The 22,818-nt window shown below is 43.5% G+C and carries 26 protein-coding genes; 15 read left to right on the top strand and 11 right to left on the bottom strand.

Annotated features, from left to right (window positions below; all coding sequences use genetic code 11):
* The first annotated feature begins 63 nt into the window (after window positions 1–63).
* The 5 genes from BA724_RS00900 (at window position 64) to BA724_RS00885 (ending at window position 3,559) form a co-directional block, all read left to right on the top strand.
* Entirely contained in the window at window positions 64–273 is a 210-nt protein-coding gene (locus BA724_RS00900; protein ID WP_069936812.1) for a hypothetical protein, read from the top strand.
* A gap of 3 nt (window positions 274–276) precedes the next feature.
* Window positions 277–432 (top strand): DUF4083 domain-containing protein, encoded by a 156-nt coding sequence (locus BA724_RS18200; RefSeq protein ID WP_141719836.1) that lies wholly within the window; start codon window positions 277–279, stop codon window positions 430–432.
* A gap of 178 nt (window positions 433–610) precedes the next feature.
* Complete coding sequence (locus tag BA724_RS00895) at window positions 611–1,756, top strand: DUF3238 domain-containing protein (RefSeq protein WP_069936811.1); 1,146 nt, start codon at window positions 611–613, stop codon at window positions 1,754–1,756.
* Between the two features lie 433 nt (window positions 1,757–2,189).
* Entirely contained in the window at window positions 2,190–3,332 is a 1,143-nt protein-coding gene (locus tag BA724_RS00890; protein WP_069936810.1) for a CapA family protein, read from the top strand.
* A gap of 86 nt (window positions 3,333–3,418) precedes the next feature.
* On the top strand, window positions 3,419–3,559 hold the full coding sequence (locus tag BA724_RS00885) for a sporulation histidine kinase inhibitor Sda (protein ID WP_069936809.1): 141 nt from the start codon (window positions 3,419–3,421) through the stop codon (window positions 3,557–3,559).
* 155 nt (window positions 3,560–3,714) lie between these two features.
* Here the strand turns inward: BA724_RS00885 and BA724_RS00880 are convergent, their stop codons facing one another.
* Window positions 3,715–4,248 carry a GNAT family N-acetyltransferase gene (locus BA724_RS00880; RefSeq protein ID WP_069936808.1) on the bottom strand — a complete coding sequence of 178 codons (534 nt, stop codon included), beginning with the start codon at window positions 4,246–4,248 and terminating at the stop codon, window positions 3,715–3,717.
* Entirely contained in the window at window positions 4,245–5,033 is a 789-nt protein-coding gene (locus BA724_RS00875) for a nucleotidyltransferase domain-containing protein (RefSeq protein ID WP_069936807.1), read from the bottom strand. The genes BA724_RS00880 and BA724_RS00875 overlap by 4 nt, the downstream gene beginning before the upstream one ends.
* Window positions 5,034–5,458: 425 nt before the next feature.
* Here BA724_RS00875 and BA724_RS00870 point away from each other — a divergent pair, with 425 nt between their 5' ends.
* The 6 genes from BA724_RS00870 to BA724_RS00845 all read left to right on the top strand — a co-directional run bounded on the left by BA724_RS00870 (window position 5,459) and on the right by BA724_RS00845 (window position 11,838).
* Window positions 5,459–6,751 carry an ABC transporter substrate-binding protein gene (locus tag BA724_RS00870; RefSeq protein WP_069936806.1) on the top strand — a complete coding sequence of 431 codons (1,293 nt, stop codon included), beginning with the start codon at window positions 5,459–5,461 and terminating at the stop codon, window positions 6,749–6,751.
* An 84-nt stretch (window positions 6,752–6,835) separates the two neighbouring features.
* The gene (locus tag BA724_RS00865) at window positions 6,836–7,780 is read left to right on the top strand and encodes a carbohydrate ABC transporter permease (protein ID WP_069936805.1); all 945 of its coding nucleotides are present in this window, start codon (window positions 6,836–6,838) and stop codon (window positions 7,778–7,780) included.
* Complete coding sequence (locus tag BA724_RS00860) at window positions 7,777–8,619, top strand: carbohydrate ABC transporter permease (protein ID WP_069936804.1); 843 nt, start codon at window positions 7,777–7,779, stop codon at window positions 8,617–8,619. The genes BA724_RS00865 and BA724_RS00860 overlap by 4 nt, the downstream gene beginning before the upstream one ends.
* Before the next feature lie 60 nt (window positions 8,620–8,679).
* On the top strand, window positions 8,680–9,699 hold the full coding sequence (locus BA724_RS00855) for a LacI family DNA-binding transcriptional regulator (protein WP_069936803.1): 1,020 nt from the start codon (window positions 8,680–8,682) through the stop codon (window positions 9,697–9,699).
* Between the two features lie 73 nt (window positions 9,700–9,772).
* On the top strand, window positions 9,773–11,122 hold the full coding sequence (locus tag BA724_RS00850) for a GH1 family beta-glucosidase (protein WP_069936802.1): 1,350 nt from the start codon (window positions 9,773–9,775) through the stop codon (window positions 11,120–11,122).
* Window positions 11,123–11,232: 110 nt separating this feature from the next.
* Complete coding sequence (locus tag BA724_RS00845) at window positions 11,233–11,838, top strand: YesL family protein (RefSeq protein WP_069936801.1); 606 nt, start codon at window positions 11,233–11,235, stop codon at window positions 11,836–11,838.
* Here the strand turns inward: BA724_RS00845 and BA724_RS19165 are convergent.
* On the bottom strand, window positions 11,835–12,053 hold the full coding sequence (locus BA724_RS19165; protein WP_425388967.1) for a hypothetical protein: 219 nt from the start codon (window positions 12,051–12,053) through the stop codon (window positions 11,835–11,837). The genes BA724_RS00845 and BA724_RS19165 overlap by 4 nt on opposite strands.
* A gap of 94 nt (window positions 12,054–12,147) precedes the next feature.
* On the opposite strand from BA724_RS19165, the gene BA724_RS00840 reads away from it, so the two are divergent.
* Window positions 12,148–12,627 (top strand): hypothetical protein, encoded by a 480-nt coding sequence (locus BA724_RS00840; RefSeq protein ID WP_069936800.1) that lies wholly within the window; start codon window positions 12,148–12,150, stop codon window positions 12,625–12,627.
* A gap of 155 nt (window positions 12,628–12,782) precedes the next feature.
* On the opposite strand, the gene BA724_RS00835 is transcribed toward BA724_RS00840, so the two are convergent.
* Window positions 12,783–13,625, bottom strand: a complete 843-nt coding sequence (locus BA724_RS00835) for a TetR/AcrR family transcriptional regulator (RefSeq protein WP_069936799.1) — start codon at window positions 13,623–13,625, stop codon at window positions 12,783–12,785.
* 129 nt (window positions 13,626–13,754) lie between these two features.
* On the opposite strand from BA724_RS00835, the gene BA724_RS00830 reads away from it, so the two are divergent.
* Entirely contained in the window at window positions 13,755–16,763 is a 3,009-nt protein-coding gene (locus tag BA724_RS00830; protein WP_069936798.1) for an efflux RND transporter permease subunit, read from the top strand.
* Window positions 16,764–16,864: 101 nt separating this feature from the next.
* Here BA724_RS00830 and BA724_RS00825 read toward each other — a convergent pair whose 3' ends face one another.
* Window positions 16,865–17,047: a CsbD family protein gene (locus BA724_RS00825; RefSeq protein WP_069936797.1), complete on the bottom strand. Its 183-nt coding sequence runs from the start codon at window positions 17,045–17,047 to the stop codon at window positions 16,865–16,867.
* A 55-nt stretch (window positions 17,048–17,102) separates the two neighbouring features.
* Window positions 17,103–18,287 (bottom strand): AI-2E family transporter, encoded by a 1,185-nt coding sequence (locus tag BA724_RS00820; protein ID WP_069936796.1) that lies wholly within the window; start codon window positions 18,285–18,287, stop codon window positions 17,103–17,105.
* 171 nt (window positions 18,288–18,458) lie between these two features.
* Here BA724_RS00820 and BA724_RS00815 point away from each other — a divergent pair, with 171 nt between their 5' ends.
* Window positions 18,459–19,265 carry a YitT family protein gene (locus BA724_RS00815; RefSeq protein WP_069936795.1) on the top strand — a complete coding sequence of 269 codons (807 nt, stop codon included), beginning with the start codon at window positions 18,459–18,461 and terminating at the stop codon, window positions 19,263–19,265.
* A 139-nt stretch (window positions 19,266–19,404) separates the two neighbouring features.
* On the opposite strand, the gene BA724_RS00810 is transcribed toward BA724_RS00815, so the two are convergent.
* The 4 genes from BA724_RS00810 to mgrA all read right to left on the bottom strand — a co-directional run bounded on the left by BA724_RS00810 (window position 19,405) and on the right by mgrA (window position 21,861).
* Complete coding sequence (locus BA724_RS00810; protein ID WP_342669978.1) at window positions 19,405–19,605, bottom strand: DUF2922 domain-containing protein; 201 nt, start codon at window positions 19,603–19,605, stop codon at window positions 19,405–19,407.
* 53 nt (window positions 19,606–19,658) lie between these two features.
* The gene (locus BA724_RS00805) at window positions 19,659–19,877 is read right to left on the bottom strand and encodes a DUF1659 domain-containing protein (RefSeq protein WP_069936794.1); all 219 of its coding nucleotides are present in this window, start codon (window positions 19,875–19,877) and stop codon (window positions 19,659–19,661) included.
* A 134-nt stretch (window positions 19,878–20,011) separates the two neighbouring features.
* The gene (locus tag BA724_RS00800; RefSeq protein ID WP_069936793.1) at window positions 20,012–20,860 is read right to left on the bottom strand and encodes an NAD-dependent epimerase/dehydratase family protein; all 849 of its coding nucleotides are present in this window, start codon (window positions 20,858–20,860) and stop codon (window positions 20,012–20,014) included.
* Window positions 20,857–21,861, bottom strand: a complete 1,005-nt coding sequence (gene mgrA, locus BA724_RS00795) for an L-glyceraldehyde 3-phosphate reductase (protein ID WP_069936792.1) — start codon at window positions 21,859–21,861, stop codon at window positions 20,857–20,859. The genes BA724_RS00800 and mgrA overlap by 4 nt, the downstream gene beginning before the upstream one ends.
* Before the next feature lie 132 nt (window positions 21,862–21,993).
* On the opposite strand from mgrA, the gene BA724_RS00790 reads away from it, so the two are divergent.
* The gene (locus tag BA724_RS00790; RefSeq protein ID WP_069936791.1) at window positions 21,994–22,311 is read left to right on the top strand and encodes a winged helix-turn-helix transcriptional regulator; all 318 of its coding nucleotides are present in this window, start codon (window positions 21,994–21,996) and stop codon (window positions 22,309–22,311) included.
* A 182-nt stretch (window positions 22,312–22,493) separates the two neighbouring features.
* Here BA724_RS00790 and BA724_RS00785 read toward each other — a convergent pair whose 3' ends face one another.
* Window positions 22,494–22,631, bottom strand: coding sequence for a YvrJ family protein (locus BA724_RS00785; protein ID WP_046178342.1), 138 nt, complete (start codon window positions 22,629–22,631; stop codon window positions 22,494–22,496).
* Window positions 22,632–22,818: the final 187 nt, after the last annotated feature.

Raw genomic sequence — 22,818 nt, 5'->3', positions numbered from 1 at the left:
CCAAAGCCGGATACAGTACGATTAGGGCAAACAAATGCCTGCAATAATAGAGGAGGAAAACGAATGAAGAAGCGTATATTTAATGTGGTGATGACAGGGGCTCTTTCTCTGGGTGTTCTCGGTGCAGCCAGCCTGCCGGCACTTGCAGCGAGTGACACAGCGCTTGACAGCGAGACAAAAGCAAAAATGATAAACAAAAAAGTCCTGGATGCACCGGGACTTTTTTGTTTTGGAAAAAACTTGTATACTAAAAGAAAGAAGATCGGGGGTTAAGATATGAGCTCTATTAATGCGGGCGACGTTTTCTTTCAATTGATGATGATGCTTTTTCTGATTATTCCGGCTGTGGTGATTGTCTTCATCGCCCGTTCGTGGCGAAAGCAGACAAAGCAGTTAGAGCGAATTGAACGGAAACTGGATGAGCGGCGATGATTGTTGAAGGGTTTTATACAGCAGGGCTCGGCCTTTTACTTGGCGTGCCGCTTATTATTCTTATTGCAGCACTTGTGAAAATGGGACGAAAAAAAAGCTGATGGCATCGGCTTCTTTTTTAATGTGTTTTTGAACGTGTGTAATCCGGGTAGATAAGTGGAAGAAAGGTGGCGGAATTATGAATGTGACATCAGTCAGCCAGACGCCGGACCAAATTTCGTTCAGCTGGACGGGAGAGGGATCGGTACGGATTTTAAAAGATGGCCAAGAAGTGTACAATGGCAGTGATCATTCATTCACAGACACAGGTCTTGAACCGGGCACGATGTATGCCTATCTCATCAAGGGCGGGCAAACGCTAAAAATACAAACTGCAACAGCTGTGGAGCGTGAAGAAAAAAACGAAGACATCCCGCTTCAAGAGCTGATTGTGACAACAGTCATTCAAGCAGAAAACGTGGCGGTGGCGTGGGAGCCGATCCGCGGGGTGAAAGAGTATGAAATTTATCGGAACGGGGACTATGCCGGAACGGTTACAGAGCCGGCTTTTCAAGACAGGCATGTGAAGGCGGATGAGTCATATGTGTATCAAATAAAAGGCATCCGCCCATTGGAGCTGGGAAGTGAAGAAGCAACGGAAAAACCGTCTCCGCTGGCGAAGGTGATTGATTTGCTGAAGATAAAAAAAGACGAAGATGACATGCTCGTTGAAACGTTTTTGATTGATAAAGACATCGGCCGCCCGGCAGACCATTTACATGATCGTGTGTCGATGCGCCCATTAGAGTACGTTCTCCGCTACACGACTTTTTTAGAAGATGAATGGATCGAAAACCCGAATGTATTATCAAAAATGCGTTATTTCACCGGCGATGGACGTTCATTTGATCCGGAATCCGATCGGTACCGGACACGCGCCGAAATAAAAGTGAACAGCCGTGAAGTATTGTTAACACGCGATGTCGGCGCTTCAGAAGGGTATACAGTCAATAAGGAGCTTGTTGAGCGGAAAGCAGCATCGGACGAAGGAATTGCCGTGAAAAATGTGCAGACGGATGAAGAAAAAGTATCCTTTTTGCTCGATCATTCTGTCGGCAACCCGCTTATGCCGTCGCCGGATATTATCTATGAAGTATACGCTGCTTTTTATCCAAACGGAGTGATTGATATTAGCGGTGAGCATGACGAAGCGCCGCATCATGAAATTTATTTAAAGCATAAGGATGAAGACTGGAAGCCGCTGCACCGTTCTGAGACCCGGGGCTTGGAACGTCTCGCGCCCGTGACAGCCAACCGGTTTTGGCGCTATTCAAACGTAAACTAAAAAGGTACAAAAGCAGCGAAGACTCGGGCTGTTCACCTGATCCGGACGCTGCTGAACATTATGTGTGCGAAGAAAAGCCCGAAGCTGAAATCAGTATCACAGACGGGTAGAGGCATTTACTGAAGCACGCGTATCCGTTTCTGTTTGGCAGGAAGGCATGCAAAGCGAAGCAGTAGATTTGAAGAAAGAAAAGGAAGTTGATTTTTCAGTCGAGCAGCATCTGTTGAAAAAGGTATTTACTTTGTGAAAGCGTATATCGAAACCGACGCACAGCACATGATGCCAACGAAAAAAAAGAATGATCGGCAAACAAGTTGACGTGTCATCTGAAAAGCTGAAAGCAGACATAAAACCTCACCATTGATCACCTATTTGTTCCGGAAATGTAGTATAATGGTATAAATAAGGGCAGCAAGGGGAGCAGTTGATAGGTATGAAAGAACAAAAAAGGATGGGGAGACGAAAAGGGCGCCGGCTGAAACACTGGGTAAGAATGACGCTTTTTGGCCTGTTTTTAGCGGCCGCTGCAGCACTTGTAGCGAATCTAGTCGTGACGGAAGAAGTAAAGGAAGAAGTAAAAGACGAAGTCGCAGATCAAATGATAGAGCCTGTAAAAGAGCCGGTCCCCGCGTCTATTACAGTAAGCGCAGCGGGTGACTTTACGCTCGGAACCGATGAGACCTTTACATATGCAGGGTCGTTCCCGGATGAAGCAGAGCGAAGCGGCTTATCTCATTTTACGGAAGGGCTGGACGGCATTTTCGAGAACGACGATGTGTCGACGGTAAACCTGGAGACGACACTGACCGAAGCCACGGAAAAAGCGGTGAAAAAGTTCCGCTTTAAAGGTGATCCTGCGTATACACAAATTTTGAATGATGCCGGCATTGAATCCGTGAATTTGGCGAATAATCATATTTTTGATTATTTGGAGCAAGGGTATGAGGATACGAAAGCAAATTTGAAAGCGGCCAACATCGGGTATTTCGGCTATGATGATCAATATGTAACCGAAGTGAAAGGTGTTAAAGTTTGGGCGCTCGGCTATGAGGGCTGGGAAGATACAGCGGAAATTCGTGAACAGGTGGAAACCGATATTGATAGAATCCGTGAAGAGGGTGTGTCGGTCATTGTTGTTCATTTCCACTGGGGAGTTGAACGCAGCTATGTGCCGGAACAATCACAGCGCACACTGGCCCAGTTTACGGTTGATGCGGGCGCGGACCTTGTTGTTGGACATCATCCGCACGTCGTGCAGGGCATTGAAGAATACAATGGCAAATTTATCGTCTACAGCCTCGGCAACTTTATGTTTGGCGGCAACCGGAACCCGGCAGATAAAGACACATACGTATTCCAGCAGACGTTTCATTTAGAGGATGGAGAATTAACGGACAAAAAAGATATTAATGTTGTGCCGTTTTCTATTTCATCGCGGACGGACCGGAACGATTACCAGCCTACGCGGCTTGATGGACCTGAAAAAGAGCGTGTAATGGATAAAATTATCGATGTATCGGATCAGATTGAAAAATCGGATTGGGTGCAGTATATGGATAGTGAGCCGTCCAGGTAATGGACGGATTTTTTTATCCAGTAAGACGTTTGAAAACCCGCAGAAAAAGGTATACTTCCTTTTAGAACAGGAGGAAGAGAAAGAATATGAAAGAACAAACAGACCAATTCATTTTAGAAGCATATGAAAAAGCAGTAGAACTAAATTTGGAACATGATTTTCTTCGGTTGCTTGAAGACGAGTTGAAACGGAGAAATTTGACCATACATAAAAAACTGGTACGCTGAAGAAGAGGCTGTCCCATAAATCCGGTACATCTGGATTTATGGGACAGCTTTTTATTATTCATCCTTTTCCACTAACTGAATGGATAATAAGCTTTTCGGACACCGCCTTTTTTATATGGACGGTGGGACACTCTGCAGTTATTCAAACCCCATCATTAGGAAATGGGAAAGTCAGCCCGGTACACGACGTTAAGCAGACATGGCTGTTTTTCTTTTTCTTCAAGTTCCGCGTGAACGTCCGGGTAGTCTGCTTCCACATGCCATGTGATAAATGGCAGCTTTTTTTGGGCGTTTTGGGACCGCTTGTTGGCAAGGCGAGAACCAATAAATACCCGCTCAAGGCCAAGTTCTTCAAACGCAATCCGCAAAATCGCATATTTTGAAGCCATGTTATAGCCGTGTCCCCAATATTCATGTCCGATCCACGTACCGAGGCTGCATGATTTTTTCGTCTGATCAATGAACATGAGCGTGGTGATGCCAATTAATTCTTCCTCTTCATTAAAAATAGCCCGTGACACCGTTTTGCCGTTCATTTCTTCCTGCATCACCGCCTGCAAAAAATCAATCGTATTGTCCACCGTGTCCACATGAAGACCGAGCGCGTTTTTTACTTCAGGGGCAGAGGTTAAGGTGAAAATGCGGTCGGCATACGTCAAGCTATGTGGTTTTAATTCAAGTTTCTTCAATGGCTCCACACCTCGTGTAATGTGCTGCGGAATAATTGGTTTAGCTGCTCAGTCGGATCGTCTGTGTGATGGTGGAGCTCAGCCGCGTAACGGCGAAGCTGCTCAAGTTCCGTTTCGAGAAAGTGATCAATGATCGGGATGTTAGCCCCTTTGTTTCGTTCATCTCCCGCTATTTTCCGCTTTAAAAGCAGTTGAATGGCTTCGGTTAAATCATCACCCGGCGCCATTTCAGCAAGCAATGTATGAAAGGAAAGCGGCGGAATCTCCTGACGCTCCACAATCCATGTAGCTGCCAGCAACGAACGCAGGGCATAAAGATACTTTTTCATCTTCACTTCTTGCTTGCCGTCAATGTCACGGTAATTGTTCGCGGCTATACTAACGTAGTGATGAATGCACGAAGCCGGCGAAAAAATCTTCCGGGCCAGCCCTCTCATTTGTTCAGCAGTCGAATACGTTTCTTCATAAACAATGTCAGAAGAAAGCCATTCTAAAAGCGGCGGATTTGATTTACGAAACAGCTTCAGCGCTTTCGTCAAATCCCAACCGCTCACATCTAGCAGATCATGAATCGGCCGTTCAATGACATCCCGCTTTTTGCCGACACCTACAGGGTCAATGCTCAAATACACATCAGGATGATGCATGTAGAAAAAGCGGACGTCGTAATCACTGTCTTTCGACGGGAATCCCCATGCCCGGCTGCCTGACTCACAGGCATACAGAACCTTGACACCGTATTCTTTTTCAATGTCCCTTAAAGATTGCAGGATTTCTTTTTTCATTGAAAATAACCTCCGTTTGCGGTAGTTTACTCAATTTTCTGGTTAGTGTAAACCATGAAAAAGGATAAAAGAGAAACGAAATTACCGTGTGTATAAATTTTGTTGCTCTTTTTCCCCTTATCCAGGAAGAAAAATTTCTTCGTAAATGCATTAAAATGAGAATTAAAGAAACCGGTTTACAAAATTATCTTTTTTATTTATAAATTATAGTTGATTTATAGAGTATCACCTACTATAATTTACCTTGAAAGCGATTTCTTTATGAGATATATCTAATTTTTTTACTTAATAAAGGAAACCGGTTTCGTATGATTGTCAGCAAGGTGGTGGAAATGATCTTGAGCTTTTTTTTGCAATGATGTAAAAAAGGCATTATCTTTTCTGTTTTTATTGTTGTTTTTAAAAATTATCAGGGGGAATACAGGATGAAACGTAAAAGTAAATGGTCTTTATTGGGGGCAACAATGATTTTAACGTTTTCATTAGCAGCCTGCAGCGGCGGAGATGAAGATAACGCTTCAGGTGGTGGAGATGGTGGAAAGGTTGAATTGGATTTTTGGGCTTTCGGTGCTACTGGTTATGACGAATTAGCGAAAGAGTACGAAAAAGAAAACCCTAATGTTACGATTAAATTTAAATCTGCTGAAACGGCAGAACACCATGATGCTCTCTTTACCGCATTATCCGCTGGAAACGGGGCTCCTGACATCGCAATGCTTGAAGTTGACCAGTTTGATCGCTTTAAAGTAGCTCAAGATCGTTTTACAAACTTATATGATCTTGGAGCGGAAGAAGTTCAAGATCAATATTTAGAATGGAAATGGAATGCTGGAGAAAATGCAGAAGGCGATTTCTTATTCGGGTTACCTACTGACATTGGTCCAAAAGCTTTATACTATCGGACAGATGTATTTGAAGCCGCTGGATTGCCTACAGATCCTGCTGAAGTAGAAGCGTTAATTAACTCACCTGAAGCTTTTAAAGAAGCAGGATTAAAGATTAAGGAAGAAACAGGAAAACCTCTTGTTGACAGCATTGAAATCGCCTATAGAGCAATGCTGGACCCTGCAGTTGACACGTACTTAAATCCTGATGGTGAATTGTTGATAGAAGAAAAAGGAAATGCTGTGAAAGAGGCATATGATTATGCTGTTGAACTGGACGAGGCTGGAATTGTCGGAAAATTCGATATGTGGACACCTGAATGGGCAAGTGCTGTAAATACAGGCGATTTTGCTGCCGAGATAGGTGCTGGATGGTTAAAAGGATGGATGGAAGGAAATGCGCCAGATGCAGTCGGCAAATTTAAAGTTGCAACATTGCCAAAAGAATTTGCGGCAAACTGGGGCGGTTCATACATTGCCATTCCAGGTGAAACAGAAAATGCACAAGCTGCATATGATTTTATTGAATGGCTGGTATCTCCTGAAAATCAATTAAAATCATTCCAAAGCAACGGGTTATTCCCATCAGCACCTGCTGTCTATGAAATGGAAGAGTTTTCATCAAATCAAGACGAATTCTTTGGTGGTCAAGTGTCATCAGAAGTATTTGCAGAAGCAGCACAAGATATTGATGGAGCCGTTTACAAAGGCGAAAAGTATTTCGCTGTTCATCAGGAAGTGTCAAATGCATTAAAAAATGTTCAAGATGGCGGTGACCCTGAAAAAGAATGGAAAGCAGCTGTCAAGCGCGCGAAAGATCTAATAAGCCGGTAATGTTAAACGGATGATTTTTGATGGGGCTGGCTCTGGCAGCAGGCCGGCCTCCTCTAATTTTTAATTTGGAAACGGGGAGTGAAAATGATTTCTGCAGCTGAAAGAGCAATAAAAAAGAAAAGGTCTATTTCAGAAGAAAAGAAAGATATGATCTCAGGTTACTTATATATCGCACCTTTTTTCATTATATTTGCGGTTATCGGTCTTTATCCAGCTCTCTTTAGCACATTTTTGGCTTTTCAAAATTGGAACGGGTTAAGTCCTATGTCTTTTGTGGGGCTGGAGAATTTTAAAGTTGTTTTGGCAGACCCTCTTTTCTGGAAGTCTTTGTATAATACTATTGTTATAGGGCTGCTTGGAACGGCTCCGCAATTAGTGATAGGGATTATTCTTGCATTTCTGTTAAATCTATCGTTTCTCCGTTTTAGAAATTTTTTCAGAGTGACGATTTTTATGCCGTACATTACATCTATGGTTGCAGTCGCGCTTGTTTTTAGTGTGCTGTTTAGTAATCATGAATCTTCATTGGCGAATTACATATTAGGTGTATTTGGATTTGATCCTGTCAACTGGGCTACGTCTGAATGGGGTACTAAAATCGCAATTGCGGTCATGGTTTTTTGGAGATGGGTTGGATATAATACGATTATTTATCTGGCAGGTATTCAAAGTATCCCCGGTGACCTGTACGAGGCGGCTACCATTGACGGCGCAAGTAAAATTCAGCAGTTAATGTATATCACGATGCCATTGCTGAAGCCGTTTATCATTTTAACAGTCTTTTTCTCAACAGTTGGGGCGTTGCAGCTTTTTGCAGAGCCGACTGTCTTTCTTGGTGCAGGCGCTTTTACAAGAGATGAGGCAATGACTGTTGTCATGTATTTATATCGTGACGCCTTTAAACTACAATCCTTTGGCACAGCATCCGCAACAGCCATTATTCTACTGATTATTATTGTGATTTTTTCAGCGGTTAACACGCTGCTCACATCAGGAGTAGGCAGAAAGAAAAGGGGGGTAAAAGGATGAATCAGGAAGCTCGGGCAAATAAATTTTCATTAGGCAGAATTATGGTTTATTTATTTTTATCCCTTGCCTCATTATGTTCACTGTTCCCCTTTTACTGGATGTTTGTTATGGCAACACGTCCAAGTGCGGCATACAATTCGATTCCTCCGACGATTACACCGGGAAATATGCTGATAGAAAACTTCCAAAAAGTTTTAAATGCAATTGATTTTTTTGGTGCGATGTGGAACACGATTATTCTTTGCACAGTGGTTACGGTTGTTGTATTACTCATAAGTTCATTAGCGGGATTTGCGTTTGCGAAATTTAAATTTCCAGGGAAAAATATTTTATTTGTAAGCATATTACTAACAATGGTCATACCGCCTCAATTAGGATTGATCCCGCAGTATTATTTAATTTCTAAAGCGGGGCTGTTAGATACATTGCAGGGAGTCATGATTCTCTCCTTTTTAAATCCATTAGGGATTTTTTTGATGCGCCAATATGTAAGTGGTTCCGTTCCAGATGAACTGATTGAGGCGGCAAAATTAGATGGTTGTTCAAATTTTAGAATTTACCGCAGTATTGTACTGCCTATTATTCTGCCGGCCTTTGCTACATTAGGTATTATCGTTTTTACGGCAGTATGGGGTGAATTCTTATGGCAGTTTACAATTTTAAGAGATCCGGATATGTACACAATACAAGTGGCATTAGCAACATTAAGTAATACGTTCAATATTGACTTTGGCATGATCTTATCGGGCGTTTTTTGGGCCACGGTTCCATTAATTGTTATTTTCTTGCTCTTCAACCGGTTATTTATTGCCAGTATTACGGATGGCGCTGTTAAATAATATTATTTTGACCTATAGTAAAGTTATTAACTTTATGTGGGATAAAAGAAGAGGGTTGGCATGAATTTAACAATAAAAGACATTGCTAAAATGGCGGGCGTATCTCCGGGTACTGTTTCGAAAATTATTAATGACTATGGCGGCATCAGCAGCAAAACGAGAAAAAAAGTATTGGATATTATTATGGAAACAGGCTACCAGCCTACGTTTTCGGCGAAATCGCTTGCGACTAAAAAATCAAACTTAATCGGGCTGATCTACGCCGGGAAAGTAAATGTTGATTTTGCCCATCCATTTTTTAACGAAGTGGTGACTACTTTTAAAAAGACAATCGGGCACCTTGGCTATGATATCTTAATGTTTTCTAATGAGCAGTTTCACCAGGGAAATGAAAACTACTGGGCAAGATGCCAGCACTTTCAAGTGGACGGCTGCTTACTTATTGCAGGTGAGGAAATAGAGGATGCGATCTACGAATTAGTAAGCAAAGATATTCCGTGTATCGGCATTGATATGGAAATAAAAGGACCGAGATCAAGTTTTGTCATGACCGATAATATGAATTTATCAAGAAAAGTGGTTCAGCATCTTTATTTGAATTCGGTCCGGAAAATTGGTTTTATCGGTGGGAAGCGGGATTCCGCTATTGCTATTCTTAGGGAAAAGGGATTTTTGCAGGCGATGAATCAATTTGGCTTAAAAGTCAATCAAGACTGGATACAATATGGAGATTTTCATGAAGAAAGTGGATACGCAGCCATGAAAAGAATTCTCGAACAAAAAAATTATCCTCAAGCCATTTTTGCAGCGTCAGATATGATGGCATTAGGTGCATTAAGAGCCATAAAAGAACATGGACTAAAAGTTCCTCAGGATATAGGCTTAATTGGCTGTGATGATATCGATACGTGCCGGCACAGCGATCCGCAGTTAACGACTGTAAAACAAGATAAAGAAAGGCTTGGTAAACTAGCGGCATATATGCTGAATGATTTAATCAATGGTCAATCACAATTAAAGCCAGTTTTTGTGGATTCGGAGTTAATCGTGAGGGAATCCTGTGGAAGCAATGTGATTTAACTGTGATCATCTATATGCCGGACTTTCTGATTTTCTTGTTGGAAAAAAAGATAAATCAATTGGAGGCTTGACCATGGCAATTATTGAATTTCCTAAAGAGATGAAGTGGGGAGCGGCTACAGCAGCTTATCAAATTGAAGGAGCTGCATTAGAAGATGGAAGAGGGCTTTCCATTTGGGACACTTTTTCAAAAACACCCGGGAATGTGCTAAACGGTGATAACGGTGATGTGGCATGTGACAGCTACCATCGTTATAAAGAAGATGTGCAAATCATGAAAGAACTCGGCATAAATGTATACCGCTTTTCCATTTCATGGCCGCGCATTTTTCCCGCCGGTACAGGTGAAATAAATCAAAAAGGCCTTCAGTATTATCATAATCTTGTAGATGAGCTGCTGGAAAATGGAATTGAACCGATGTGTACATTATATCACTGGGATCTTCCTCAAGCTCTCCAGGATCAAGGTGGATGGGAAAATAGGAAAACGGTTGATGCATTTGCAGATTATGCAGAACAAATATTTAAAGAATTTGACGGGAAAATAAAAAAATGGATCACTATTAATGAGCCTTGGTGTGTGTCATTTTTATCTAATTTTATCGGCATTCACGCACCCGGCTTTCAAAATTTAAAACTGGCAACGGATATTTCCCATCACCTTTTACTTGCTCACGGTAAAGCGGTTGCCCGCTTTAGAGACTTAAAGGTAGAGGGCAGCATTGGCTATGCACCTAACACGGAATGGCTTGAGCCGTTTAGCAGCAAACAAGAAGATATTGATGCTTGCAACAGAGGCATGGGCTGGTTTATCGAATGGTTTTTTGACCCAGTTTTTAAAGGCCAGTATCCTCATTTCATGCTGGAAGTGTTTGATAAACACGGTGCTGCGCCGGCTATACAAGCAGGAGATATGGAAATCATCAGCCAAAAAATTGACTTTGTGGGCATTAATTATTACACAGGCAGTGTAGGCCGCTACAAAAAAGATGCCGATTTGTTTGATTTAGAAAAAGTGGATATCGGGTATGAAAAAACAGATTTCGATTGGAATATATATCCTGAAGGTTTTTATAAAGTGCTGTTAAAAATAAAAGATCAATATGGAGATATCCCGGTTTATATAACGGAAAATGGCGCTTGTTATAATGACGAGGTAGAAAATGGGCGCGTTAAAGATCAAGGGCGCATTGACTATTTAAAACAGCATCTTACATCGTTAAAACGGGCTATGGATTCAGGTGTTCAGATTAAGGGATATTTAGCTTGGTCGCTGCTTGATAATTTTGAGTGGGCAGAAGGCTATCATAAACGTTTTGGCATCGTTCATGTAGATTTTAACACACTCAAAAGAACGAAAAAAGATAGTTACTATTGGTATAAGCAGACCGTCAAAAATGGATGGTTTGATATGAATTATTGATCTAATAAAGATCCCTTATGGAAGCTGATTTTCATAGGGGACTCTTTTTATTTAGCATATGATGAAGAAAGATGTGGATAGTACAGGAATGTAAGAAAGGAGGCAAATAGATGGTTCAAGATAAACTTCAAAAGTCACTAGAGATTTTTACGGCATTTATTTTTCTTAATGTACTGTGGGTTCTTTTTTGTTTACCGGTATTGACTATTTATCCTTCGACGATGGCTTTATTTGCTGTAATCAGGAAGTGGAAAAAGGAAGAGATTGATTATGATATATGGGAGGTTTTCATTTCCAGTTTTAAAGAAAATATGTCCAGGTATTTCTGGGCAGGCCTTTTTTGGCTGTTGACGGGTGTCTTATTAATAGTAGATTATTATCTGCTTTTAACAGTTCCGCTTGAAGGAAAAAGCTTCATGAGCGGCTTGCTGTTTTTAGGAACATTTTTATACATAGGCATGACGCTGTGGATCTTCCCGGTGACAGTGAATTTTGAATTAATGAAAAAAGAAACGGTCAAGAATACGTTTTTATTTACGGCCGGAAGAATGGGCACAACATGCACGATTATGATCATCTTTGTTTGCATGATTATATTTTGCTACTTCGTTCCATTTTTACTGTGGATAGCTGGAAGTTTAACAGGATTTTTAATTTACGTCACCATCAGTCATTTAAATAAGGAAATCTGGAATGGGGCAACGGATGTAAATTAAGGGCTGATTAAATTTTTAAAAGCATCTTCAGGAAAAATTGCAAATAAAAATCCGGAGAGATAAACCTCTTTCCGGATTTTTATTTTTAAAAGAATTTTTATACAATTCGATATACTTTTTTCGAGCATTTTATAAATCGTTTTTGCAGCTTGAGCGCGTTGTACAGCAGCTTTTGGATTAAAGCGGCTGTTTTTATACCCTTGAATAAATTTCAGTTCGTATGAAAAGAATAACAGATTACTTATTTGATTTTAAAAACAGAACGTCAAATGATATACTACGGTCATCAAGAAAGAAAAGAGGCGTAAGATGCTTACATTTGAAGAAAAAAAAGCGATTATTGATACATTCCCGCAGCTAGTGGCGAAAGAGGTGTCATTAAAGCGTGTGAATTATCATTTTGAAGAAAGCTTATACGAAAAAACGGTTGTTGTGTACCATCTGCATCCGAATGGAAATGGCTTTGTGTTTGTTGGTGATCTGCCAGGGTATGCGGCAGATTCAAAAGGACTTGTGAACATTCGCGATTTTTCCGAGACGGACTTACGTGCCGTTATCGCTGATTCGATCCGGTATTTATCCGATAAAGCGGAAGACGAAGTGATTGAACAGGAAGAGCTTGTGAAGGAAACCGAATGGCGCAACCGCGAAGGCCAAGTTTTAGTACTCGCGAATGAAGACGAGCTTTGGAATGTGTATGTCGGTATGAATTTGGAAGAAAGCTTTGAATCATTTAAAGAAGCGGAACGTTATTTAACAGAAGAAGGATTCCGCCCGCAGTCGAAATAAGGAAAGGCCGCTCTTAATTGAGAGTGGCTTTTTTTATTTCGGAAAATATTTTGTCAGAGGACTGCTGGCAGGTTCGGTAAAAGGATAACGAGAACAAGCCCCGGCTGCTCAGCATCGGGGCTTGTTCGAATGGGATCATTGGAAAATAATCACGTTCAGCCAATCTTGTAATAGTCTTGTAAAACGTGCATAAACTCATGAAGTCTCGGTTCTTCGGCAAGGTTGGCAAGCATTCCGCGCAGAACGGCAGCGCGTGGTGTGCCACTGGCGATTTCCTGTTCAATGACGTCAAGAGACACATGGATATCATCTGTCCAGCTGCCTTTTTTCAAATCGGTCATCCATACAGTAATGATGTCTTCGTTCAGCTTTTCTTTTAACAGCCCATTCATAGCGCCGGGGTCAATGATCGGCTGTTTGGCGCGCCGTCTGAATCCAGCTTCTATATCATCAGCGCAGTCGAGCATAAATTCGGCAAACTGGCGATAGTCGATTTCTACTTGATCAATCAGGGACATGTGCAAAAACGAGTGTTCAATTCCTTGAAGAGAGATCGCCATATCCCAAAAATAAGGCTTGATCCGTTCGCCGTAAATGGCGAACAGGCGATTGTGATAAAACCGATGCGTTTCCGTGCGCATTTTGAAAATAAATGCTTCAATTTCGTCATTAAATGGAATAGCATTTTCACGCGCCTGCATAATGAGAAACTCTTTATGCCGATAAATCTCGCGTACTCGGCATTCGATTTGTTTGACGAACTTTTCACGTGGCGGCAGCGACTCTTTCTCGATCGTATTCAATTTTTCAAAAAGCAGGTCAAAGTAATAATGTAAAATGGCAAGCAATAGCGCTTCTTTTGATTTGAAATGTAAATAAAAAGCCCCTTTGGAAATGCCGCACGCCGTGGAAATTTCTTGTATGGATGTGGCAGTAAAGCCTTTTTTGGCAAATAACTTCATGGATGTTTCAATAATCAGCTGTTCTTTTTCATTCATAGTCTGTCACCTCTTCTTCTATTATGACCCACTGGTCACAATTTTGAAACATATAATTGATTGACTGCTGACCAGGTAGTCATATATATTTAAGTTAAAACTGACCAGTTGGTCAAAAGGAGACTATGAATGAACGGGTTAATTAATTTCGTCTTGAAAAATAAGTTTGCTGTCTGGTTGATGACGATTATCATTACAGCAGCGGGCCTTTATTCTGGGCTTTCGATGAAGCTTGAGACGATTCCAAATATTACGCCGCCGATTGTAACCGTGATGACGGTGTATCCGGGCGCAACGCCGGAAGAGGTGGCGGACAGCGTATCGGAGCCAATCGAAAAGCAGCTACAAAATTTAAATGGTGTAAAGGTGGTCAGTTCGACGTCGTATCAAAACGCGTCGTCTGTGCAGGTGGAGTATACATTCTCGACTGACATGGAAAAAGCGGAGCAGGAAGCGGCAGAAGCATTAGCAGACGTTGAATTTCCTGAAAACGTGCAAGAGCCGGACGTATCCCGTCTGAGCATAAACGCATTTCCAGTCATGGCGCTCAGTCTATCAGATGAAAATTTGACACTTGCGGAACTGACGACGCTTGTGGAAGATGAGATTTTACCAGAAATTGAAGGGGTAGAAGGCGTTGCGTCGGTGCAAATTTCCGGCCAGCAGGTGGAAGAAGCGACGGTTGTGTTTAACCAGGAAAAACTCGCCCAGCTTCAATTAACAGAAGAAACGGTCACTCAAATGATTCAGGGGTCGGACATGACAGCGCCGCTTGGGCTGTTTACATTCGGTGATACGGAAAAATCAGTCATGATTGACGGAAACATCACAACATTGGACGATTTGAAAAACATGCAAATCGGACCGGCAAAGCTGTCGGATTTAGCTCAAATTGAGTTAACGGGCAAAGCCGAATCGATTTCACGGACGAACGGCCAGGAATCAATCGGCCTGCAGATTGTCAAATCGGCGGACGCCAATACAGTGGATGTTGTGAACGCTGTGAAAGAAAAAGTGAACGAATTTGAAGGCGATATTGACGGTCTGACAATTACATCGACGTTTGACCAAGGCGGTCCGATTGAAGAATCGGTGAAAACGATGCTGAGCAAAGCATTGTTTGGAGCCATTTTCGCCGTCATTATCATTATGCTGTTTTTACGGGATGTGCGCTCAACCGTCATTTCGGTTATTTCGATTCCACTGTCGATTTTAATTGCGCTTATTTTGCTGAAACAGATGGATATTACGCTGAATGTGATGACGCTAGGCGCGATGACCGTGGCGATCGGGCGGGTTATTGACGATTCTATTGTTGTTGTGGAAAATATTTACCGCCGGCTTTCGCTTGACGGAGAAACGCTGCGCGGCAAAGAATTAATTCGGGAAGCGACGAAAGAAATGTTTGTGCCGATTATGTCGTCAACGATTGTCACAATTGCCGTCTTTTTGCCGCTCGGATTGGTGGAAGGAACGGTTGGCGAGCTGTTCTTGCCGTTCGCACTCACAGTTGTTTTTGCTCTTTTGGCATCGCTGCTCGTCGCGGTTACGATTGTACCAATGCTGGCACATACGATGTTTAAAAAAGGTGTGAAAGCAAAAACACATGAAGAAAAACCGGGGAAACTGTCAGCATGGTACCGTTCTGTCTTGAACTGGACGTTAAATCATAAAATCATTACCTTCGTAACAGCGGTGCTGCTGTTAGTTGGGAGCTTTTTCTTAGTACCGAAAATCGGCGTCAGCTTCCTGCCAGGTGAGGAAGAAAAAATGGTCATCGTCACGTATGCGCCGGAACCGGGCCAGACGATTGATGAAGTAGCAGACATTGCAACGGATGCAGAAAACTACTTTATGGACATTGACGACGTAGAAACGGTTCAGTATTCGGTCGGAAGTGAAAATCCGATGAGCCCGGGCCAGACAAACAGCGCCATGTTTTATGTAATGTATGATGAAGAGACTGAGAACTTTGAAGAGAAAAAAGAAGACGCCATTGCGGATTTGCAAGATTCTGTTTCTAAAGGAGAATGGGCATCTCAGGACTTCTCGGCAAGTGCGGGAAGCAACGCAGTCGCTGTTAATATTTACGGAGAAACCGTAGAAGATATCGAGCCGATTGTTTCAGAAGTAGAAACTATCATGAACGACAGCGGAGATTTTAAAAAGGTCGAAACAGGCCTTGCTGATTCGTATGAAGAATACACACTTGTCGCGGATCAGGAAAAATTGGCTGCTGCTGGCTTAACCGCTGGACAGATTGCGATGGAATTAAGCCCGCTCCGGGAACGCCCAGTGCTGACAACGATTGAAAAAGACGGGGCAGACGTGAATGTTTATGTAGATGTACCAGTACAGACATATGATTCTATTGAAGACGTGACCGGCCGTTCTGTCGCAACGATGACAGGAGAATCTGTGGCCATTGGTGATGTGATGACTGTAGAGGAAGGTGAAACGTCCGACACGGTTTCCCGCCGTGATGGAAAAGTATTCGTTGACGTAAGCGGCGAGCTTGAAGGCGATGATGTATCTGCCGCGTCCGCTTCGCTGCAAAAGGAGCTTGATAAGCTCGATTTGCCAACAGGCGTTGATGTGGAAATGGGCGGTGTAACGCAGGATATTAATGAATCATTTACTCAGCTTGGCCTTGCGATGCTGGCGGCTGTTGCGATTGTGTATCTTGTGCTCGTTATCACGTTTGGCGGCGGACTTGCTCCACTCGCGATTTTATTCTCACTGCCGTTCACGATTATCGGTGCGCTTGTGGCACTGCTCATTGCCGGTGAAACAATCAGTATTTCGTCCATGATTGGCGCGTTGATGCTCATTGGGATTGTCGTGACAAATGCGATCGTCTTAATTGACCGCGTCATTCATAAAGAACGTGAAGGATTCTCGACACGCGAAGCCCTCTTAGAAGCGGGCTCGACACGTCTGCGCCCAATTTTAATGACGGCGCTCGCCACAATCGGTGCCCTGTTCCCGCTCGCTCTTGGACTAGAAGGCGGCGGCTTGATTTCAAAAGGGCTCGGCGTAACGGTGATTGGCGGATTGACGAGCTCAACCTTGCTGACACTGGTCATTGTACCGATCGTATATGAAGTATTGTCGAAATGGATGAAGAAAAAAGCATAATGAAGAGCAGCTTCCTCATGGGAGCTGCTTTTTTTGTGTGAAGATTGGTTATGAAAAAAAAAGAACGTCCGCAGCCGAGTGCGGGCGTTCTTTTTTTTCTATTAATGGCGTTCTTTTGACTCGCCGATTCGTTCTTGTACTTCGCCTTTTACCTTGTCTTTTTTACCATCCGCCTGCATTCTGGTGTTATTCGTCGCGTTGCCAATCTGATCTTTTACTTCACCTTTTGCTTTATTGACGCCCGCTTTTAGTTTATCGCCGAGACCATTGTTGTCGTGTGCCATGCTGGAAACATCTCCTTTTATATGTGTAGTCCATGTTTACCCAGGACACAATAGATTAAACAAGGTCGTCGTTTTCAATAACAGCGTATTGGTCGTCGGCTTTTTCTGAATAACGGTTATAGCGTGCTTTAAATAAGCCAAACATATACGTGACAAACACTTTTAGTAAAGCATATGTTGGCAGGCCGATCAAGACACCGACGACGCCATATAAGTGAGCGGCGGTCAGCAGGACAAAAATAATCGTCACCGGGTGAATCTGCAATGATTTCCCCATAATTTGCGGAGAAATGAATTTGCCTTCTAACAGCTGCACGACCGTCCATACAATGGCCAGTTTTAGCACCATAAAGGGTGATGTGACGATGGCGATTATAATAGCCGGTGTAATGGCAATCACAGGACCGAGGTACGGGACAACACTTGTAACGCTGGCGATTGCTGCCAGAAGCAGCGCGTAATCGAGACCGATAATGAGGAACCCGATGTACATCATAATCCCGATGCATAAACTAACCAGCATCTGTCCTTGAATATAAGAACGAAGCTGTTCATCCATTTCAATGAGCATCGCGCCTGTGCGTCCGCGCATTTTGGGCGGCAGCACATGTAAAAAGCCACTGTATAGTTTGTGGCCGTCTTTTAGTAAATAAAACAAGATGAAAGGGACGGTGACAAGAGATACGATAAAGTTCGTCAGTGTCGCAATAACACCGGTTATGCTGTCTAGTGTCTGGCCTGCCACATTGGAAAAGTTTTGCGTAATGGAGCCGAGAAATTGTTCTGCATCTGTCTGCATATTTTTTGAGACTTCCATATATTGTGCTTCAAACGGTGAATTACGTGCCCACATGTCAATGTCCATGCCAAGCTGGCGTGCATAACCCGGGAATGAAGCAATGAGCGCTTCCGTCTGGTCCCGCAAAAATGGCAAAATGGTTGAAACAAGAATGGTAATGATACCGGACAGCGCAATAAATACGATTAAAATGCCCCAGCCGCGCTTCACTTTATAGCGCTGCAGTACGTTCACAAGCGGGCTCAATAAATAATAGCCGACAATGGATAAAATAACCGGAAGTGCGACGGTACCAATAAATCCAAAGATCGGATCAAAAATAAAGGAAACCCGGGAAAAAACCATAATAATGAGCCCGATCAATAGCACAATGCTTAAGACAAATAAGGCAGTGCGTCCGCCTAAAAATCGGACGAGCGGGGATGGGGATTGATCATTCATTCACAACAACTCCTCTGACGAATCACAAGGACGGAGGAAGCCGCCTTTGGTTTCTTTCATTATACAATAAGAAGAAAAAAAACACGCATTTTCCGCTTTTCTGAAAACACTATTTTTTAAGGAAGTGCCAATTTTTCTCTTATAATAAAGAAAAAAAGGAGAGGCCATTTTATGCATATATTGCTTATTTTAGCAGGCGCGATGCTGGTTGCCATCGCCTACAATTTCTTTTTAATTCCCCATGAAATTTTGAGCAGCGGTCTAAGCGGCATTGCGATTATGCTCGGTATCATATCACCGCTTAACACCGGGGTCCTGAACTTTCTCTTGAATCTGCCTCTCCTCGTTCTTGGGGTCATGAAGCTCGGTAAAAAATTTATTGCTTACACTATTTTATCAGTCGTATCATTGTCCATTTTTCTCTACATCGTCCCAGTCATTCAGCTGTCGACTGAACCGATTTTGTCTTCCTTGTTTGGCGGCGTGTTAACCGGGGCCGGTGTCGGCTTGACGTTCCGCGCCTCAGCATCATCCGGCGGCTTTGATATTATCGCCATGCTGCTTGCCCGCAAGCGTGACTTTCCGCTTGGCACGCTTTTGTCGATGATGAACGCGGTGGTCATTGTCGCAGCGGGCTTCCTATTCAGCTGGGACGCCGCACTCAGCACACTGATTGCCATTTACGCAACCGGCAAAGTTGTCGATACAATCCATACAAAGCATATTAAACTGACATTAAATATTGTTACGTCAAAAGGCGATGAGCTGTGTGAAAAAATGTTGAAAAACTTGTACCGCGGCATTACGGTGATGGACGCAAAAGGCGCGTATTCCGGTGAAAGCCGCTCCATGCTTATGACAGTCATCACCCGCTACCAGTTAAATGAAGTCAAACAGATGATCCACGAAGTTGACCCGCACGCATTTGTGAACATTACGCAGACAGTGGAAGTGATGGGGCTGTTTCACAGGGAATAAGAAGGACCGATCCGTATCTATACGGATCGGTTTTTTCGTTTATCGGTTTTCGAAAAGTCCAGCACAGTCAGACTCGCTGTGTTGTGTTTTCTAGTTTTTTAAAGAAAAAACCGCCCGACAAATCAGGCGGTTCTCATTTTTATAAAATCTCGGTTACTTCACGGTCAATCAGGCTGGCACCTTTGGCGGAAACGAACGAGCCGGTTGTGGTGATGAATACATTGGATGCGATGATCGCGTCCATTGCCTGCTGGACTGCTGCGGCATTGACCGGTTCAGCGGGCGCGTCGATGGTAATGCTTGATGTCCCGCCTCCTGCTGTCGTGAATTGAAGCTGCAATGTTTTAGCCAGTATACTTACCTCCTCTCTTAACAAGATGAAAAAGCGTTTTTTTAGTCGTTAATCGTGGATGTGTCATTTCGTTCGATTGATGCGAGCGGTATGGATGACAGTGTGGCGATGGCGGCTGCTGCAGCACTGAACTGATCCGGTGTTGCGGCCGACTTTACGTTTGAATAAGATTTCGTTTTGAAAATCTGCTTGCCCTTCTCGTCCACCCCGTGATCAAACACGAGGCGAAGCGATGATTTCATTAACGTTGCTTGAGCCATTGTTTTCCCCTCCTTTCACTCCTTATGTACAGGAGGGAGGAGGAAATCGATACTACTGTTTTAAAAAAAATTTTCTGCATAAAAAAGAAAATTTTTCGAGGTCCTCAATCGCCCTTTTTAAGACAGCCTCTTCTTTATTTTAGTTTCACATAATCCCGCCATTGATGAAGGGGCTGCCAGTTTAGCAGCTTTTTGGCTTTTTCGTTGCTTAACAGGGTACCGTATTCGGACAGGTTCCCGCGGATGTCGACGTTTGGATAAACGGTTTTCATGAGCTCGCGGCTCGGAATGTCCATGCTTGTCTCATCAGATGCAATGTTAAGCGCGACCGAGCCGAGGCCGTCTGTTTCAATGGCTTTCATGCAGGCAGCGGCAACGTCGCGTGTGTCAATATAGCTCCACAAAATGGTTGTGCGCTGCATCGGATCGTGAATGAAATCAGGGAAGTTCGCATACATCTCAGGCGCGATGACGTTGCCGAGCCGAAGCGAAACAACCTGCATGCCAGTGCGGCGGTGAATCATGTCGGCTGTCTGTTCATTAACGATTTTCGACAAACCGTAGCTTTCTTCGGGCAGCTGAGGGTGCTCTTCGTCAATTGGCACGTACTGCGGCTCAAGGTTTTGCCTGGAAAAACAAATGCCGTATGACGATTCACTTGACGCGATGACGGCTTTTTGGATTCCAAGACCAGCAGCTGCTTCAAGGATATTGTAGGTGGTCATGACATTGTTTTCGAACGTCACTTCATTTGGAAAAATGTACGCCTGTGGAATAGCGGCTAAATGAACGACCGCATCCGCCCCTTGCAGCACACCGTACGCTTCGCCTAAATTGGTTAAATCCGCGGTCACATTTTGCGCCTCCGGCTGCGATGGTTTGACGCGGTCTACATTGACGACGTCATAGCCTGCTTGGACAAATTCATAGACGACCGACCGGCCAAGTAAACCGGTGCCGCCTGTGATTACGACTTTTTTCATTTTGCTTCACCCGCTAAAATGGATTCAATTTGAGCCAATTCTTCGTCGGAAAACTCAAGGTTGTTAAGTGCTTTGACGTTTTCTTCAATTTGACTTACTTTGCTTGCGCCGATTAAGGCTGATGTAACACGGCCGCCGCGCAGTACCCACGCGAGCGACATTTGGGCTAAAGACTGGCCGCGTTCTGCCGCTGCATCATTAAGTGCGCGGATTTGCGCCCGTACGTTATCGTTAATTCGCTCTTCCTGCAAGGCGCCGGTTTCTTTCGCGGCACGGGAATCCTTTGGTACATCGTTCAAATATTTATTTGTTAAAAGTCCTTGTGCAAGCGGGCAGAAGGCGATCGAGCCAACGCCGTTTTCATCAAGCACATCCTGCAGACCTTCTTCAATCCAGCGTTCAAACATCGAGTACGACGGCTGGTGAATTAAAATGGGCGTACCGAGTTCTTTCGCAATTTTCACTGCTTGGGCTGTCTGCTCGGCTGAGTAGCTGGAAATACCGATGTAAAGTGCTTTGCCTTGACGGACGAATAAATCAAGTGCGCCAATGGTTTCTTCAAGCGGCGTATCCGGGTCCGGACGGTGTGAATAAAAAATATCGACATAATCGAGGTTCATCCGCTTTAAGCTTTGATCGAGGCTCGCGGTTAAATATTTTTTCGAGCCCCATTCTCCGTATGGTCCTTCCCACATGTAGTAGCCTGCTTTGGATGAAATAATCATTTCGTCGCGATACGGGGCAAAATCAGTGCGCATCATGTCGCCAAACATCGATTCCGCAGAACCTGCCGGCGGGCCGTAGTTATTCGCGAGATCAAAGTGGGTAATGCCAAGGTCAAATGCGCGGCGCAGCATCGCACGGCCATTTTCAACCGTGTCAACACCGCCAAAATTGTGCCAGAGGCCAAGAGAGATTGCAGGCAGCAAAAGCCCCGATTTTCCGGTTCTGCGGTACTGCATATTGCCTTTATATCGGTCAGGATTGGCTGAGTACATCATAGGACATCTCCTTTGTATGTAAGTCTGCATTAATTGTACCGCTTTCATTTTTGAAAGAAAAGTAGTGAAATTTTTAAAAGGTAGTATGATATTCTATAGATACTATAAAAAAGATAGTAAGGGGGACCTGGATTGAAAAACAAAGAAATCGTCATTGAATGTTCAATTGAAAAAGCATTAAACATTATCGGATCGAAGTGGTCATTTTTAATTTTACGAGAATTGTTTTGCGGTACAAAGCGGTTTGGGGAGCTTGAGCGGGCCGTCCAGGGCATTAGCCCAAAAGCATTGACGGACACGCTTCGTCACATGGAGGCGAATGATATCGTCGTCCGGGACGTGTATCCGACGGTGCCGCTTCGGGTTGAATACACGTTGACCGAAAAAGGGCAGGATTTTCATAAAATTATTAAAGAAATGAAGATTTGGGGATCGAAGTGGGGAGGATGATTGAGGCGGAAGCGACTGAGCTAACGCCGATAAAATGTGCCCAGCGCCGGAATCCATGCTGCTAACAGCGTTATAGGAAAATACCAGCGTTAGTCGGGATGATACCGGCGATAAAATCAATATACCGATGATAAAGCGCCTAAAAAGCAGTCTCAGTGATAAGCCGAGGCTGCTTTTCGTCGTTATTCTTTCATTTTTTCGGGCAGATTCTGAATGGACTGAATGACGCCATCGAGTTTTGTTTCAATCCGATACAGCAGATAAAATGTGACCGCAATCGGAAAACCAACGTCTTGAATAAGCGGCAAAATCGTTTCCATAAAGCAATCCCTCCTTTCTAATTGTTATATACAGTGAATGGTCTGAAATCGAAACTGGACCGGGCAGATTAGACAGTAGTCCACCGAACAAAATAAGTACGGTAATGCCGGTGAAAAAACGTCCTTTAAGTGTCGCCGGCATCCAGCTATACACTCGTGAATCCAGCTTCATATTTTTCTCCTCCGC

It is taken from the genome of Domibacillus iocasae, from assembly GCF_001750285.1.
Taxonomy (GTDB): Bacteria; Bacillota; Bacilli; order Bacillales; family Domibacillaceae; genus Domibacillus; species Domibacillus iocasae.
Note: the sequence above shows the minus strand (reverse complement) of the source record. Positions and strands in the feature narration are given on the sequence as shown.

Bases quoted from the DNA above. Each gene is read 5' to 3' on its own strand.
- BA724_RS00875 (WP_069936807.1), bottom strand. From the start codon at position 5,033: ATGAAAAAAGAAATCCTGCAATCTTTAAGGGACATTGAAAAAGAATAC.
- BA724_RS00865 (WP_069936805.1), top strand. From the start codon at position 6,836: ATGATTTCTGCAGCTGAAAGAGCAATAAAAAAGAAAAGGTCTATTTCA.
- BA724_RS00785 (WP_046178342.1), bottom strand. From the start codon at position 22,631: ATGGAAACGATTTTGCCGCTTATTCAAGACGTTGGTTTTCCGATTGCG.
- BA724_RS00835 (WP_069936799.1), bottom strand. From the start codon at position 13,625: ATGAATGAAAAAGAACAGCTGATTATTGAAACATCCATGAAGTTATTT.
- BA724_RS00845 (WP_069936801.1), top strand. From the start codon at position 11,233: ATGGTTCAAGATAAACTTCAAAAGTCACTAGAGATTTTTACGGCATTT.
- mgrA (WP_069936792.1), bottom strand. From the start codon at position 21,861: ATGATGTACTCAGCCAATCCTGACCGATATAAAGGCAATATGCAGTAC.
- BA724_RS00885 (WP_069936809.1), top strand. From the start codon at position 3,419: ATGAAAGAACAAACAGACCAATTCATTTTAGAAGCATATGAAAAAGCA.
- BA724_RS00860 (WP_069936804.1), top strand. From the start codon at position 7,777: ATGAATCAGGAAGCTCGGGCAAATAAATTTTCATTAGGCAGAATTATG.
- BA724_RS00840 (WP_069936800.1), top strand. From the start codon at position 12,148: ATGCTTACATTTGAAGAAAAAAAAGCGATTATTGATACATTCCCGCAG.
- BA724_RS00895 (WP_069936811.1), top strand. From the start codon at position 611: ATGAATGTGACATCAGTCAGCCAGACGCCGGACCAAATTTCGTTCAGC.
- BA724_RS00870 (WP_069936806.1), top strand. From the start codon at position 5,459: ATGAAACGTAAAAGTAAATGGTCTTTATTGGGGGCAACAATGATTTTA.
- BA724_RS00855 (WP_069936803.1), top strand. From the start codon at position 8,680: ATGAATTTAACAATAAAAGACATTGCTAAAATGGCGGGCGTATCTCCG.
- BA724_RS00805 (WP_069936794.1), bottom strand. From the start codon at position 19,877: ATGGCTCAAGCAACGTTAATGAAATCATCGCTTCGCCTCGTGTTTGAT.
- BA724_RS00850 (WP_069936802.1), top strand. From the start codon at position 9,773: ATGGCAATTATTGAATTTCCTAAAGAGATGAAGTGGGGAGCGGCTACA.
- BA724_RS00800 (WP_069936793.1), bottom strand. From the start codon at position 20,860: ATGAAAAAAGTCGTAATCACAGGCGGCACCGGTTTACTTGGCCGGTCG.
- BA724_RS18200 (WP_141719836.1), top strand. From the start codon at position 277: ATGAGCTCTATTAATGCGGGCGACGTTTTCTTTCAATTGATGATGATG.
- BA724_RS00900 (WP_069936812.1), top strand. From the start codon at position 64: ATGAAGAAGCGTATATTTAATGTGGTGATGACAGGGGCTCTTTCTCTG.
- BA724_RS00820 (WP_069936796.1), bottom strand. From the start codon at position 18,287: ATGAATGATCAATCCCCATCCCCGCTCGTCCGATTTTTAGGCGGACGC.
- BA724_RS00825 (WP_069936797.1), bottom strand. From the start codon at position 17,047: ATGGCACACGACAACAATGGTCTCGGCGATAAACTAAAAGCGGGCGTC.
- BA724_RS00830 (WP_069936798.1), top strand. From the start codon at position 13,755: ATGAACGGGTTAATTAATTTCGTCTTGAAAAATAAGTTTGCTGTCTGG.
- BA724_RS00890 (WP_069936810.1), top strand. From the start codon at position 2,190: ATGAAAGAACAAAAAAGGATGGGGAGACGAAAAGGGCGCCGGCTGAAA.
- BA724_RS00815 (WP_069936795.1), top strand. From the start codon at position 18,459: ATGCATATATTGCTTATTTTAGCAGGCGCGATGCTGGTTGCCATCGCC.